At 40.4% G+C, this 14,312-nt stretch carries 13 protein-coding genes; 6 read left to right on the forward strand and 7 right to left on the reverse strand.

Features of this window, described 5'->3' with window-relative positions:
• Nucleotides 1–81 precede the first annotated feature (81 nt).
• Nucleotides 82–897 (reverse strand): 3-deoxy-8-phosphooctulonate synthase, encoded by an 816-nt coding sequence (gene kdsA, locus B2400_RS11195; protein WP_286651116.1) that lies wholly within the window; start codon nt 895–897, stop codon nt 82–84.
• A 9-nt stretch (nt 898–906) separates the two neighbouring features.
• Nucleotides 907–3,096, reverse strand: a complete 2,190-nt coding sequence (gene recQ / locus B2400_RS11200) for a DNA helicase RecQ (RefSeq protein ID WP_149525951.1) — start codon at nt 3,094–3,096, stop codon at nt 907–909.
• A gap of 104 nt (nt 3,097–3,200) precedes the next feature.
• Between recQ and B2400_RS11205 the strand changes: the two genes are divergently transcribed.
• From B2400_RS11205 to B2400_RS11220, 4 genes are all read left to right on the forward strand, one after another.
• A complete protein-coding gene (locus tag B2400_RS11205) occupies nt 3,201–4,166 on the forward strand; it encodes a KpsF/GutQ family sugar-phosphate isomerase (RefSeq protein ID WP_293933386.1) in 966 nt (321 codons plus the stop codon).
• A 177-nt stretch (nt 4,167–4,343) separates the two neighbouring features.
• The gene (locus B2400_RS11210; protein WP_349681683.1) at nt 4,344–4,661 is read left to right on the forward strand and encodes a DUF1573 domain-containing protein; all 318 of its coding nucleotides are present in this window, start codon (nt 4,344–4,346) and stop codon (nt 4,659–4,661) included.
• Nucleotides 4,662–4,782: 121 nt separating this feature from the next.
• Nucleotides 4,783–5,973, forward strand: coding sequence for a pyridoxal phosphate-dependent aminotransferase (locus tag B2400_RS11215; RefSeq protein ID WP_286651118.1), 1,191 nt, complete (start codon nt 4,783–4,785; stop codon nt 5,971–5,973).
• Nucleotides 5,974–6,491: 518 nt separating this feature from the next.
• Complete coding sequence (locus B2400_RS11220) at nt 6,492–6,785, forward strand: hypothetical protein (RefSeq protein WP_286651119.1); 294 nt, start codon at nt 6,492–6,494, stop codon at nt 6,783–6,785.
• Nucleotides 6,786–6,819: 34 nt separating this feature from the next.
• On the opposite strand, the gene cmk is transcribed toward B2400_RS11220, so the two are convergent.
• The 5 genes from cmk to yihA form a co-directional block, all read right to left on the reverse strand.
• On the reverse strand, nt 6,820–7,503 hold the full coding sequence (cmk, locus tag B2400_RS11225) for a (d)CMP kinase (RefSeq protein WP_286651120.1): 684 nt from the start codon (nt 7,501–7,503) through the stop codon (nt 6,820–6,822).
• Nucleotides 7,503–7,916, reverse strand: coding sequence for a hypothetical protein (locus B2400_RS11230; RefSeq protein ID WP_149525945.1), 414 nt, complete (start codon nt 7,914–7,916; stop codon nt 7,503–7,505). The genes cmk and B2400_RS11230 overlap by 1 nt, the downstream gene beginning before the upstream one ends.
• Before the next feature lie 3 nt (nt 7,917–7,919).
• Complete coding sequence (gene topA, locus B2400_RS11235; RefSeq protein WP_286651121.1) at nt 7,920–10,307, reverse strand: type I DNA topoisomerase; 2,388 nt, start codon at nt 10,305–10,307, stop codon at nt 7,920–7,922.
• Nucleotides 10,308–10,403: 96 nt separating this feature from the next.
• Nucleotides 10,404–11,255 carry a UbiA-like polyprenyltransferase gene (locus tag B2400_RS11240; RefSeq protein ID WP_286651122.1) on the reverse strand — a complete coding sequence of 284 codons (852 nt, stop codon included), beginning with the start codon at nt 11,253–11,255 and terminating at the stop codon, nt 10,404–10,406.
• 3 nt (nt 11,256–11,258) lie between these two features.
• Complete coding sequence (yihA, locus tag B2400_RS11245; RefSeq protein WP_293933392.1) at nt 11,259–11,870, reverse strand: ribosome biogenesis GTP-binding protein YihA/YsxC; 612 nt, start codon at nt 11,868–11,870, stop codon at nt 11,259–11,261.
• Nucleotides 11,871–11,977: 107 nt separating this feature from the next.
• On the opposite strand from yihA, the gene B2400_RS11250 reads away from it, so the two are divergent.
• Together B2400_RS11250 and B2400_RS11255 are read left to right on the forward strand one after the other, a co-directional pair.
• The gene (locus tag B2400_RS11250) at nt 11,978–12,886 is read left to right on the forward strand and encodes an ABC transporter ATP-binding protein (RefSeq protein ID WP_286651124.1); all 909 of its coding nucleotides are present in this window, start codon (nt 11,978–11,980) and stop codon (nt 12,884–12,886) included.
• A gap of 15 nt (nt 12,887–12,901) precedes the next feature.
• Nucleotides 12,902–14,218 (forward strand): ABC transporter permease, encoded by a 1,317-nt coding sequence (locus B2400_RS11255; RefSeq protein WP_293933394.1) that lies wholly within the window; start codon nt 12,902–12,904, stop codon nt 14,216–14,218.
• Nucleotides 14,219–14,312: the final 94 nt, after the last annotated feature.

Consider the following 14,312-nt stretch of genomic DNA (forward strand, 5'->3'; position numbering starts at 1 on the left):
CAATAACTTTCAGAAAAAAAGAGCGTAGTCAGAATAGCCCGCTACGCTCTAATGTCTAATATCTAAAATCTAATATCTAGATTAAATTATTGCTTGTCTCACGCGGATCAGCTTCTCCATTAATCCTTCTAATAGATCGAGGTGCAACATATTTGCGCCGTCGGATTTCGCGTTTGCAGGATCTGGGTGCGTTTCGATGAATAGTCCATCGGCACCTACAGCGATAGCTGCTTTGGCGATAGTTTCGATTAGTTCCGGTTTGCCGCCGGTTACTCCTGATGACTGATTAGGTTGTTGTAGAGAATGCGTACAATCCATTACCGTTGGGACATTGAAATTGCGCATAGTAGGAATTCCCCGAAAATCGACGATCAAGTCTTGGTATCCGAAGGTATTGCCACGATCGGTTAAGAATACTTTGTCATTTCCGGAATCTTTAACCTTATCTACAGCAAACTTCATAGATTCCGCAGCGAGGAACTGTCCTTTTTTGATGTTCACCACCTTACCGGTTTGTGCCGCTGCAACTAAAAGCTCCGTTTGACGGCATAAGAAAGCTGGAATCTGTAGTACATCTACGTATGCGGCAGCCATTGCGGCTTCGTGGCTTTCATGAATATCTGTGACTGTAGGAACACCGAAGGTCTTTCCTACTTTTTCAAGAATTTTTAAAGCTTTTTCATCGCCGATACCGGTAAATGAGTCCACTCTTGAGCGGTTTGCTTTGCGATATGAGCCTTTGAAGATATAAGGGATATTGAATTTATCTGTAATCGTAACGATACGTTCAGCAATGCGAAGGGCGATATCCTCACCTTCGATTGCACATGGGCCTGCCATTAAAAAGAAAGCATCAGAGTCGCCATTCTTAATATTTGGCAAATAAGTATTGATCATATTGTATTATTAATTTCCTAGTTCTGATATAAATTTGATGCGCATGAGTTGAATATCCTCAAAAGAATAATCCTCCTCTCCTAGTTCATTCAATGCGCTATCGATGCTATCGTTCTCTGCAGATTTGAAGTAATCATAAACCTCATCCTGACGGTCTGGATCGATCATCTCATCGACAAAGTATCCGATATTGAGTTTCGTACCGGAGTTGACAATAGATTCGACCTCTTTCAGCATATCCTCATAGCTAATGCCTTTGGATGATGCAATATCCTCCAAACTGATCTTTCTATCGATATTCTGAATGATAGAAACCTTCAATGCGGACTTATTAGCCGTGCTCTTGATCACCAAGTCCTGAGGTCTGTCGATATCGTTGTCTTCTACATATTTCTTGATCAACTCAACGAAAGGAGCACCAAACTTCATTGCTTTCCCAGATCCTACGCCCTGAATTTTCTTCAGCTCTTCCGTAGAAATAGGATAATGAGTACACATTTCGTCTAACGAAGGGTCTTGAAAGATAACAAAAGGCGGAAGAGACTTCTGCTTCGCAATCTTCTTGCGAAGATCCTTCAGCATCTTCAATAATTCGGCATCCAGCGTGCTAATATGTCCAGCAGCGTCATCCGAGCTATCTCCGCTCGCTTTTTCCATCGGACGATTGATGATGTACTTAATCGGGTAAGGGTTGCTTATATATTTTTTGCCGGCCTCTGTCAATTGAAGGAGTCCGTAGTGATCGATATCTTTTTTGATAAAGCCCGAAAACTCCGCTTGGCGGATTAGCGAATTCCAATAATTCACCCCAAGTTCTTTACCGGATCCGAATAGAGGATGTGTATCATGCTTATAAGAAGAAATAGGCTGATTGTTCTGACCAATCATGACATTGATGATATGCTGATCATCAAATTTGTCGCCTTGCTCTTTAATGAAGTTCAAGACCTGCAATAGAGATGCCTCGGCTTCAAAATAAGTTTTCTGCGAACGGCAGTTATCACACATGTTGTTACATCCTGTTTCGTCGAATTTCTCGCCGAAATAGTGTAAAATCTGCTTTCTGCGACAAACTGCGGATTCCGAATAGTCGATCACTTCCTTTAGGATCTGAGTACCAATCTCCTTTTCAGAGACCGGTTTGTCTTTCATGAACTTCGTCAATTTCTCGACGTCCTTTTCCGAATAGAATGCCAAACAAAAGCCATCGCCTCCATCACGTCCAGCGCGTCCTGTTTCCTGATAATAGCCTTCCATAGACTTTGGAATATCATGGTGGATTACATAACGAACGTCTGGTTTGTCGATTCCCATACCGAAGGCTATCGTTGCTACAATAACCTCGATATCTTCCATCAGGAACTTGTCCTGTGTCTCAGCTCGCGTTTTTGCATCCAGTCCCGCATGGTACGGTAGAGCTTTGATGCCGTTGATATTCAACACCTCAGCAATCTCCTCTACCTTCTTACGACTTAGACAATAGACGATTCCGGCCTTACCGGTATTATTCTTTATGAAGCGAACGATTTCCTTAATGACGTCTTGTTTCGGACGAACCTCATAGTAGAGATTCGTTCTGTTGAACGAAGACTTAAATAAGTGAGCATCATTCATCTGTAAGTTCTTGCGAATATCAGATTGCACCTTAGGTGTTGCAGTGGCTGTCAGCGCGATAATAGGGATGTTGTCTCCTACCTCATTGATGACTTGTCGGATTTTACGATACTCCGGACGGAAATCATGTCCCCACTCCGAAATACAATGCGCTTCATCGACAGCGACGAAGGACACGGTAATACTCCGTAGAAATGCAACATTGTCCTCCTTGGCTAAGGATTCCGGTGCAACATATAACAATTTGGTCTTACCATCTGTTACATCCTGTTTTACACGTAGAATCTCATTCTTAGTTAATGAGGAGTTCAGAAAGTGTGCAATGCTGTCTCGACCACCGAAGGCTCTCAGCTGGTCTACTTGATTTTTCATAAGGGCAATCAATGGGGAGATAACAATAGCTGTTCCCTCGCTCATTAATGCTGGTAGTTGATAGCAGATGGACTTGCCACCGCCTGTCGGCATAATAACAAAGGTATCTTTCTTGTTTAGCACATTTGTGATAATGGCTTCTTGATCTCCTTTGAAATTATCAAACCCAAAAAAATCCTGTAAATTGTCAAATAGTGATTTTTCTATTTCCATTCACCTAGCGATGTTAAATTAGATGACTTTACAACATTAGGAATACGCCCTAAATAGTGTATTTTTGTGATGTAAATTGAAGAATAAAAATAAGTAAATTTTACGTGAAAAACAATACAGATATCAAAAAGGTTGCCGTGAACACCTTTGAGTTAGAGGCGAAAAATATCCTTGCATTATCAGAAAGAATTGATGATGATTTTGTTAAGGTAGTTGAGTCAATTCTTAGTTTAAATGGCCGAGTAATCATTACAGGAATTGGCAAGAGCGCGATTATTGCACAAAAGATTGTCGCAACACTGAATTCGACCGGAACACCGTCTATTTTCATGCATGCTGCCGATGCCATACATGGAGATTTAGGAATAATTCAAAAAGAGGATTTGATCATTGCGATCTCCAAAAGTGGTAATACTCCAGAGATTAAAGTGCTTGTGCCATTCTTGAAACAGACAAATAATAAGCTTGTCGCGATCGTTGGAAATCGGAACTCCTTCCTTGCTGAACAAGCTGATTTTATCTTGGATACAACGATTACGCGTGAGGCTTGCCCGAATAACCTGGCCCCTACTACAAGTACGACGGTTCAGCTTGCCATGGGTGATGCAATCGCTGTAGCTTTGCAAACGGAAAGACAATTCTCTGATCGCGATTTCGCAAAATACCATCCGGGCGGCGCCTTAGGAAAGCAGCTTTACTTACGCGTTGGTGACTTATCCGATCATAATGGCCTGCCAATCGTAGAGCCTACGAAAGACATCCGCAATGTGATCATATCTATCACCAAGTTCCGTTTGGGCGCAACCGTTGTGTTGCATGATGATAAAATATTGGGAATTATTACCGATGGTGATATTCGCCGTATGCTTGAAAAGCATGAGGATATCTCAAAGTTATCGGCTAAAGATATCATGAGCTTAAGCCCCAAGACAATCGATAGGAACGAATTGGCAGTAAACGGTTTACATACCATGCGACAGTTCAGCATCTCTCAATTAGTCGTGACGAACGAAGGAAAATACGCTGGAATTATCCATATTCAGGATATTCTGAAAGAAGGTATCATTTAAACTTTTTGTAATATTATTGTTGATTTAAGCAAATAAGCATGCTATAGACTCGTTTTTTATAAAATTGGTCTTAGATTTGAGTATTACAAGTAAATAAAAACAACTAAACAAATTGAAGCAATGAAAAAAATTACAAGTATATGTGCGGTGGTAATTGCGTTTATTAGTTTAACAGCAATGACATTATTGACAGCTGAATTTAAGTTCGAAAAAGAAACGCATGACTTTGGAAAAATTCCAGCAGGCAAACCTGTTTCTTTCGAATACAAGTTCAATAATGCTGGCGATGAACCAATCATTATTGCTGACGTTCAACCTACTTGTGGATGTTCAGTAGCAGAGTTTACAAAAAGTCCGGTAAAACCTGGAGAAGCAGGAACAATTAAAGTAACGTTCAATGCTGAAACCAAGGGACCATTTACGAAGTCTTTCATAGTGAAATCAAATACAAAGACTCCCGTTAAGACTTTAACGATAAAAGGTATAGTAGAATAAAACAATATCTAGAATATTATTTAGCGAAGCCATTCTTTAAACAGAATGGCTTTGTTATTTATAGCCTTTCCTTCGAAGATTATTCGTAAATTTGACGCAGTCAAAACGAAAACAAATTATAATGCCAACAATCTCTCAAAAGGGCATACAAATGCCTGCATCACCCATTAGAAAGCTTACCCCATTTGCCGATCAGGCTAAAAGAGATGGAAAAAAGATCTATCATCTAAATATCGGTCAGCCAGATATCGAAACTCCTGAAGTGATGTTAAACGCCTTGAAGAACATTGACTTCAAAGTATGGGCGTATACTGCTTCTGAAGGGACTTTATCCTATCGCACGAAGTTGGCTGAATATTATAACAAACTTAATTATAACATCACCCCTAGCGATATCTTGGTTACTAACGGTGGTTCTGAAGCAATCACAATTGCGATGCAAGCTTGCTTAAACCCGGGTGAAGAGGTTATCATCCCAGAACCATTCTATGCAAACTATAATGGTTTTGCGTGCTCTGCAGATATCATCGTAAAGCCGATTATGTCTTATATTGACAATGGATTCGCATTGCCATCTATTGCTGAGTTTGAGAAAGTAATTACCGAAAAAACAAAGGCTATTGCAATCTGTAATCCAAATAACCCAACTGGATACCTTTATTCACGTGAAGAATTGGAAGCATTACGCGAGTTATGTTTGAAATATGACCTTTACCTATTCTCGGATGAGGCATATCGTGAATTCTGTTATGACGGTCGCGAGTTCTTGTCACCAATGCACTTGGAAGGTTTGGAACAGAATGTTGTTGTCTTTGATACCGTTTCTAAACGTTATTCAGCATGCGGTGCTCGTATCGGATGTATCATCACTAAAAACAAAGAGCTGTATCAAACATGTCTAAAGTTTGCTCAGGCACGCTTAAGTCCGTCCTTAGAAGGTCAAATTGCTGGCGAAGCTGCTGTAGATACTCCGGATAGCTATTTCGAAGCAGTATCGAAAGAATATACTGCGAGAAGAGATGTATTAGTAAATGGACTGAACAATATCGACGGTGTATTCTGTCCTAATCCAGGTGGTGCTTTTTACGTTGTTGCTAAACTACCAATCGACAATGCGGATAAGTTCTGCCAATGGATGTTGGAGAAATTCGATTATAACAATGAGACTGTTATGATGGCACCTGCCACCGGTTTCTATTCTACACCTGGCGCCGGCCAGAACGAAGTTCGACTTGCTTACGTATTAAATCAAGATGATCTAAAAAAAGCATTGGTTTGTCTGGAAGAAGGCTTGAAAGCATATAATGCATAAGAATTAGATATAAGATATTAGACATTAGATTTAAGACCCTGAAAGGGGTCTTTTTTTGTGCTATACATAGAGATAATGGTATCTAGTTTTTCCAAGTTAGTAAAGAGATGTAGTAAATAAGAACAGACAAGCAGATCGAGGAATTGTAATGGACTTTGCAAAGATCCTGTTAATCTTATAATCCTTCCTTTCTTGGTTCAAACAACTTCCCTTCCTGTTTAAACAGAAGGCTCAAATCGACTAACGTCTTACATCTTTCGCAACTGCAAAGTGAATATTCTCTTTTTGATCCAATACTTTATTACTGGCTTTTGCATGATCCACATAGGGGAAATCCTTTCTCGCTGCATTACAACTTTCCTTTACCCATCTTTATCTTGCTCTGATTATACATACAGCATAAACATAACCAATCCGATACCGTCACTTTCAATTCTTAAAAAACGTTAAAACGAAAGTTCTTAAAACAAAATCCCTTACGGCACGTTTATATATTATAAACTAATGAAGTAGAATTTATGGATAAATTGAAGAAATTTGACTTAATGGAGAAAATATCCAGGGAATTGGAAGACATTAGAAATAGTCAACAAGCGGTTTTGGAAAAGATTGCGAAAGTAGAGATCGACAATATTGAATTAGGCGATAAGACTATTGAGAAGAAGATCCCTGAAATTTATCAGCGAACTGCTGATAACTCCGAGGCTATCCGAGAGATATTGGAAGCATTTCAAACTAAAACCGAAGATTTTGGTGAGAAAAACAATATTGACAAGCTTCGTGAACAAAACGAAATTGACAATATGAAATAGAAAAAAAGCTGGCTTAATCATAAGCCAGCTTTTTTTATGCTGTTTGCATTCGTTTGTTGACCAAGTCAACAACGAAAGCCAATTGTTCTTCCTGATTTAACTCGCTGTTATCTAATACAACAGCATCATCAGCCTGTCTAAGTGGGCTTTCCTCTCTTGTGCTGTCAATATGATCACGATGGGATAAATTCTCTTTTACTTCTTCCATCGTGATGACCTCTCCCTTTGCTGTCAATTCTGCAAATCTTCGTTCTGCACGAACTTGAGGGCTCGCTGTCATAAAGACTTTCAGATCGGCATTAGGAAATACGGTCGTTCCGATATCGCGTCCGTCCATCACAATATTGCGCTTTGCTCCCAAGGCTTGCTGCTGTTTGACCATCGCATGGCGAACGGCTTTAATTGCGCTAACCTCACTTACATATTCTGAAACCTCCATGGTTCGAATTGCATCCGATACATCTTCACCATTAAGTAGCACTTGCGTTTTATCAACTAAAGGAACTAAATCAATATGGATGTTTTCTATTGCTGTTTGGATAGCGATATCATCGCTAAGGCTAACATTATTGCGTTGGAAATAAAGCGTTACAGCGCGGTACATTGCACCACTATCAACAAACACAAAGTTCAATTTCTTCGCTAAAGCTTTTGCAACGGTACTTTTACCACATGATGAGAATCCATCAATTGCAATCACGAAGTTGCCATTTTTCATTAGTTTGTTCCTCCGATCATTACGCCAGGCTTATTAACCAATGGAATCTTTATCAGATTCTCATCGACAATACTGTCCGGCAGGAAAATATATTTTTTATCATAGATAACACCATCGATATAATAGCTCAGCCAATACTCATTGGTTAATCCAAAAACCTGTATGTCTATAGCTTCAATCTTTTGCGATGAGTGAGCATCCATATCACCGATAAAGTGACGTAAGGTTGTCGTAATCACCTTTCTGCCATCCTTTTCACCATAGCCTTTAGAAGATACCAAAACGTTTTGAATGGCTTTATCCTTCTCATTGATCAGATACACATTCCAAACCTTTGATCCAGGTGCTTCAGACTCTAATACCACAGCAATCGAGATATCTTCAACGATGTTTAAAGGTAAGTCTTTTTTCATGGCTTACTTCTTTTTAGCTTTCGCTGCTGGCTTAGCAGCTTTCGCCGTTTTAGTGGTTTTAGTCGCTCGGGTCGTTTTCTTTGCAGACCCGCCTTTGCTATCTTCTTCAGCCCACTTCAACACATCCTCGTAAGTAATCTTTTCTACTTCTGTTCCTTTCGGAATCTTTAAGTTCTGCTTACCGAAACGCACGAAAGGTCCCCATCTACCGTTCTCAATCTTTGCTTCAGGATTTTCATCGAAAACTCTGATAATCTTGTCTTTATCTTTCTGACGTTTCTCTTTAATAATCTCTACAGCCTGCTCTTCCGTCACGTCTAGCGGATCTACGCCTTTAGGCAAAGAATAGAAGCTACTGTTGTGGCGAATATAAGGTCCAAAACGGCCGATTGCCACCGTCATTTCCTTCTCTTCAAACTCTCCAACCTTCTTAGGAAGATTAAATAAGTCCATCGCTTCTTCGAACGTAATCGTCTCGATCATCTGGCCTTTGCGCAAAGAAGCAAAACGAGGCTTCTCTTCATCATCGGCAGAACCAATCTGCACTAGCGGACCGAATCGGCCGACACGTACTGATACAGGCTTACCAGAAGTAGGATCAACACCAAGCTCACGTTCATGCGTTGCTCTGTCTGCATTTTCAAGCGTATCTTGAACTTCTGTATGGAAAGGACCATAGAAATTTGACAGCATATCTGTCCATTCCTTATATCCTTGAGCAATTTCGTCAAACTCTTTCTCTACCGTAGCAGTGAAATTGTAATCGACAATATCATTAAAATGTTGAACTAAGAAATCATTTACCAGCACACCGATATCGGTTGGAAATAATTTACTGCGCTCAGCACCTGTAATTTCTGTTTTCTTGGTACTCGAAACTTGACCGTTCTCTAAACTAATCACTTCATACACACGCTCCTTACCATCACGGTCTTCTTTGACGACGTATCCTCTATTCTGAATAGTCGAAATAGTTGGCGCGTAGGTAGAAGGACGTCCGATTCCCAGTTCTTCCAGTTTCTTCACCAAAGAAGCCTCGGTGAAGCGAGCGGAAGGACGAGAGAAACGCTCTGTCGCTTGCATATTCTTCAATTGCAAGTCCTGACCAGTTGTTAATGGAGGTAGTAATTTGTTTTCAGAATCGCCATCATCTAATCCATCCTGATCGTCGTCGGTCGATTCCATGTACACTTTCAAGAAGCCATCAAACTTCAATACCTCACCGGTAGCAACGAAGTCTTCTTTACGAGTAGACACATCGATCTTAGCTGTTGTCTTCTCGAACTCTGCTTCGCTCATTTGCGAAGCAATTGATCTTTTCCAGATCAATTCATAAAGACGTCGCTCAGAATTGTCGCCGTCAATCGAGTGTTCATTAAAATATGTAGGACGAATTGCCTCGTGCGCCTCTTGAGCACCCGCGCTCTTCGTACGGTATTGTCGTTGTTTATGGTACTGGTCGCCGTATGCACTTACAATCTCCGCTCTAGCGGCCTGTAATGCCGTATCAGAGAGATTCACAGAGTCGGTACGCATATAGGTAATACGCCCAGCCTCATATAATCGTTGTGCAACCTGCATGGTGCGAGCCACCGAGAAACCAAGCTTTCTACTCGCTTCCTGTTGTAAAGTAGACGTTGTAAAAGGCGCTGCAGGCGTTCTTTTCGAAGGTTTTGTCTCCAAGCTACCTACGGTAAAGCTGGCCTCAACGCAATCTTTTAAAAACTTCTCCGCGTCTGCCGACGTTTGGAAACGCTGTGGTAATTCCGCTTTGAATTGCTCACGGGCTTTCCCTGTATTAAAAATCGCAACTACTTTATAAGATGCTTCTGCTTCAAATCTATTAATCTCGCGCTCGCGCTCAACGATCAATCGAACAGCAACAGATTGAACGCGACCGGCTGACAAGGAAGGTTTCACTTTTCTCCATAATACCGGTGAAAGCTCAAAACCCACTAATCTATCCAATACACGTCGTGCTTGCTGTGCATTTACTAAGTTGAAATCTATTTTTCTAGGCGTCTCTATCGCTTTTAAAATGGCAGGCTTTGTAATCTCATGAAAAACAATACGTTTCGTATTCTCATCCTTAAGACCTAAAGTTTCATATAAGTGCCATGAAATAGCCTCCCCCTCGCGGTCCTCATCGGACGCTAACCATACTGTTTCTGCAGATTTCGCTAACTTTTTCAATTCACTGACAATCGCCTTCTTATCGGCAGGTACTTCGTACTTCTGCTTAAAGTTGTTTTCCGTATCAATTGCATCATCAGTCTTTACCAGATCTCTGATATGACCATAGCTGGACTTCACAAGAAAATCCTTCCCTAAATACCCTTCAATTGTTTTTGCTTTTGCCGGAGACTCGACTATCAATAGATTTTTCGCCATTTAATTTTAATAGATTTCATGCAAAGAAAATGATTTCAAAATGGAATGCAAATTAAATTTTATGTGCATTTCCTAAAAAGTGAGCAATATCATGCCTTATATAAAGGCGATATCCAGTAAGTAAAAGACCATAAAAACCACTGAGGCAATACCATTAGTGGTCATAAAAGCACGGTCTACCCTACTTAAATCTGTCGGGCTCACAATTCGATGTTGGTAGATCAATAAACTACCATAAAAAAGTAATCCTATATAATAGAACCAGCCTGTAGGCATAAAGAATACAGGCAGACTAACGAATATAAAAGACAAAACGTGTAGGACTTCCGAAATGCGCAATGCTTTCGGACCTCCAAAATTTGCCGGAATTGAATTCAGTCCATTCGCGCGATCGAATTCTTCATCTTGTAACGCGTAGATGATATCAAAGCCACTGACCCAAGTCAAAACAGCCAAACCGTAAAAGATAGGAACAATACTGAACGCTCCGGTCACGGCTAAATAGGCCCCGACAGGTGCCAAACCCAATCCTAGCCCCAATACCAAATGGCATAATGGTGATATGCGTTTCATGTATGAATAGAACAACACGACGAACAAAGCCACAGGCGCCAATACCAAACATATAGCATTGATAAAGTAGCAGGCAACCATAAAGACAATACAATTGATAATGGTAAAAGTCAATGCTTGCTTTGGCGAAATTCTTCCCGCAGGAATGTCACGGACAGCTGTACGTGGATTTAAAGCGTCGATATCACGGTCTAAGTATCTATTAAAGGCCATTGCGGCATTTCTTGCAGTGACCATACAGACCAGCATTAAAACAAATAACTTCCAATCGAATTGGAAGCCTGTTGTTTTTATTGCCAAGAAAAATCCGATTATAGCGAAAGGTAGTGCAAAAATACTGTGTGCAAATAGCACCAACGACATATACTTCTTCATGGATTACTCGATCGGCGCTTCAAATTGTTGGTTAATAGCATCAATGTTCTCTAACACTTGTTCGCAGCCTAATTTCGTTTCAGACGATGTCAGGAAATGAATTGGTAGCTCCTCAAACCATTTCTTCAGCGCTCTACGGAACTTCGCTATATTCTGGTCAGACTTAACGCCCGACTGCTTGTCCGCTTTGGTAAAGATCATTTGGAAAGGTATTCCCTGCTCGCCTAACCAACAAACAAAATCTAAGTCAATTTTCTGAGGTTCTAATCTGCTGTCAATCAGAACAAATACACATTGCAAGTTAACGCGATTGATTAGGTAATCGCGAATAAATTTCTCCCAAGTACTTCTATTCTTTTTAGATGTCTGTGCGAAACCATAACCAGGTAAATCCACCAAATACCAAGTTTTGTTAATCAAGAAATGGTTGATTAATTGTGTTTTACCAGGCTTTTGAGAAGTCTTAGCCAAGCCCTTTCTACCCGTCATCGCATTGATTAGCGAGGACTTACCCACATTAGAGCGGCCTATAAAGGCATATTCAGGTAGATTGGCAACAGGCAGCTTGTCAATTTCCGTATTGCTGCAAATAAATTCTGCGTCTTTTACGATCATGGCACAAAGGTACGATTTCTAAAAACTTTTTCCTCTTTTCTCAATTTTTAAGATTTTGTTTCATGTTAACGGCATTTTAATTAATTTAACCACAAAAAACCGAACTTATGCTAGATATTCGTAACATCGTCAAGCAGTATGCAAATCATCGTGCTTTAGACGATGTGTCCATATTTATTCCTAAAGGCAAGATATTTGGGCTGTTAGGCCCAAATGGCGCCGGGAAAACATCCCTAATCCGTATCATCAATCAAATTACTGCTCCCGACGCTGGTGAGATATATTTTGATGGCGAACTGCTATCTCCAAAGCATGTAGAACGTATTGGTTATTTGCCGGAAGAACGTGGCCTTTACAAGAAGATGCAAATTGGAGATCAGATGATCTACCTGGCACAATTAAAAGGTTTATCGAAAAACGAGGCCAAGCAACGCCTAAAGTACTGGTTCGAAAAGCTACAGATAGAATCCTGGTGGGACAAAAAGGTTGAAGACCTCAGTAAAGGGATGCAACAGAAAGTACAGTTTGTAGCAACCGTACTCCACGAACCCGACTTAATCATCTTGGACGAGCCATTCTCCGGATTCGACCCGGTTAATGCACAGATCATTCAAGATGAAATATTAGAATTAAATAAAAAGGGCGCTACAATCATCTATTCTACTCACCGCATGGAGTCTGTAGAAGCTCTATGCGATAATATCGCCCTCATTCACAAGTCGCGTAAAATATTAGATGGCTCTGTTCGGGAAATCAAGAATGAGTATAGAAATCAAACCTATACTATTTCCTACGCTTCCCTCAGCAATGATCCTATTCATCAAGAAGAATTATATCAAGTCCTTAACCACGAACAACAGGACGAAGAACAAAAGTTAACGATACAGATTGCCGATAATCGCAGTCTGAATGATGTATTGACTGTTCTTATTCCTAAAGTCGAGATACGTCAGATCTTCGAAATCATCCCATCGATGAATGATATATTTATTACTCGAGTTAAACAACACAACTAACATAGATCGCTATATATGAACAAGATATTATTAATCGTGCAAAGGGAATATTTAAGTCGAGTAAAAAAGAAATCCTTCTTGCTTACCACTTTCCTTGTTCCCTTATTTTTCATAGGTCTCTATGTTGGAACCTTTTTATTAACGCAAAAGAGCTTTGAAGACTCGAAGGCCCTCGTTTATGTACTGGATCAAACAGACTCTGTACAACAACAGTTAACGACAAACGAGCGCATCACCTATGCGAAATCCAATACCGAACTGCAAGAACAGCTAAAAGAGGTAAAGGAAAAGGGCGATAAAACTAGTTTATTGATTATTCCAGAAGATTTCTTCCAAACACGAAAGATAGAGTTCCTATCCTCAGGAAAGCCTAATATTAAGATTCAATCGGAAATCGAGAATGAGCTAGAGAAGATTTTGTTGGCGCATGCTTACAAAGAACTCAATATTGATGCAGATAAAATTAAGAACATCAATACGCAGGTTTCCACCTCCGCGAAGGAGATCACCGAATCGGGCGATACAAAGGACAGTGATACCCGAATTGCAATGGGTATTGCCATGGGTTTATCCATTTTGATTTATTTATCCCTATTCCTTTATGGAGCACAAGTGATGCGCGGAATTATTGAAGAGAAGTCTAGCCGTATTGTCGAAGTCATCATTTCATCGGTGAAACCATTTCAATTGATGATGGGTAAGATTATCGGCATTGGATTAGTAGGAATCACGCAATTCGTACTATGGATTGTCCTATCCTTTACGCTTTTCACCGTAGCCACCAATACATTGATCAACAAGGAAGATCTGCAAAATCAAATGCTCGAGCAAGCGAATGTAGATAATGCAGAGCTCTCAAGCTCAAGCGCTTTGGCGTTGGATATACAGACGGCATTGGACGGCGTGAATGTCGCGGAACTATTGATCTGCTTCTTCCTGTTTTTCCTTTTAGGCTATATGCTATACAGCGCTCTATTTGCGGCTGTAGGTTCAGCTGTCGATTCTGAGACCGAAGCGAATCAGTTCACTATGCCGATTACGATGCCTTTGCTACTCGCCTACTTATTATCCTTTGGCGTATTGATCAATGATCCGCACGGCAGTATTGCAACCTGGCTGAGTTTTATCCCATTAACTTCTCCGATTGCGATGTTGGTCAGAATTCCTTTTGGCGTTCCAACCTGGCAAATCATCGTCTCCTTCTTACTCTTGGTAGGCGGATTTTTGGTTACCACATGGGCAGCAGCAAGAATCTATCGTGTCGGAATCCTGATGTACGGTAAAAAAGCAAGCTTTAAAGAACTTATCAAATGGTTCAATTATAAAGATTAAGAATTAAATCAAGACATTAAGGCTAGGCCGTTAAATCGCATTAAAATGAGCAGTTTAACGGCCTAGCTTCATTCTGAGCGGTAAATTTAAGACA

Source organism: Sphingobacterium sp. UBA6645 (assembly GCF_002455685.1).
Lineage (GTDB): Bacteria > Bacteroidota > Bacteroidia > Sphingobacteriales > Sphingobacteriaceae > Sphingobacterium > Sphingobacterium hotanense.

Coding starts and splice junctions, on each gene's coding strand:
- topA (WP_286651121.1), bottom strand. CDS start 10,307: ATGGCGAAAAATCTATTGATAGTCGAGTCTCCGGCAAAAGCAAAAACA.
- cmk (WP_286651120.1), bottom strand. CDS start 7,503: ATGAAAAATGGCAACTTCGTGATTGCAATTGATGGATTCTCATCATGT.
- recQ (WP_149525951.1), bottom strand. CDS start 3,096: ATGGAAATAGAAAAATCACTATTTGACAATTTACAGGATTTTTTTGGG.
- B2400_RS11255 (WP_293933394.1), top strand. CDS start 12,902: ATGAACAAGATATTATTAATCGTGCAAAGGGAATATTTAAGTCGAGTA.
- B2400_RS11215 (WP_286651118.1), top strand. CDS start 4,783: ATGCCAACAATCTCTCAAAAGGGCATACAAATGCCTGCATCACCCATT.
- B2400_RS11220 (WP_286651119.1), top strand. CDS start 6,492: ATGGATAAATTGAAGAAATTTGACTTAATGGAGAAAATATCCAGGGAA.
- kdsA (WP_286651116.1), bottom strand. CDS start 897: ATGATCAATACTTATTTGCCAAATATTAAGAATGGCGACTCTGATGCT.
- B2400_RS11240 (WP_286651122.1), bottom strand. CDS start 11,255: ATGAAGAAGTATATGTCGTTGGTGCTATTTGCACACAGTATTTTTGCA.
- yihA (WP_293933392.1), bottom strand. CDS start 11,870: ATGATCGTAAAAGACGCAGAATTTATTTGCAGCAATACGGAAATTGAC.
- B2400_RS11230 (WP_149525945.1), bottom strand. CDS start 7,916: ATGAAAAAAGACTTACCTTTAAACATCGTTGAAGATATCTCGATTGCT.
- B2400_RS11210 (WP_349681683.1), top strand. CDS start 4,344: ATGACATTATTGACAGCTGAATTTAAGTTCGAAAAAGAAACGCATGAC.
- B2400_RS11250 (WP_286651124.1), top strand. CDS start 11,978: ATGCTAGATATTCGTAACATCGTCAAGCAGTATGCAAATCATCGTGCT.